Source organism: Streptococcus oralis, assembly GCF_001075875.1.
GTDB classification, from domain to species: domain Bacteria; phylum Bacillota; class Bacilli; order Lactobacillales; family Streptococcaceae; genus Streptococcus; species Streptococcus oralis_I.
Map to the genome: position 1 here is coordinate 1 of NZ_JUOS01000189.1, position 268 is coordinate 268.

Here is a 268-nt window from a genome sequence, read left to right on the forward strand (position 1 = left end):
ACCTGTTTGGGTTTGACCTTGTTTACCTGTTGTTTCAACTGGTGTCGCTGTCGGTGTTACTGGTGTTACGGTTGGTGTGTAAGTTGCAGATGCTTTTGTTCCGTTCTTATCTTCACGAACAACCGTTACGGCCGGTGCTTTACCTGTGAATGATTTCTCAGGTACGAAGGTTACTGTTCCATCGGCTGCTACTGTGTAAGTACCAACACCATCTACTGTCTTGGTAGTTGAACCATTGTCAAATGTTGCTGGAACGTCATCATTCATT

1 protein-coding gene is annotated in these 268 nt (G+C 44.8%); it reads right to left on the reverse strand.

The window, feature by feature from the left end; genetic code table 11:
• Window positions 1–268: hypothetical protein (locus tag ADM33_RS09990; protein WP_049504919.1), on the reverse strand; the 268-nt coding region annotated here is incomplete at both ends.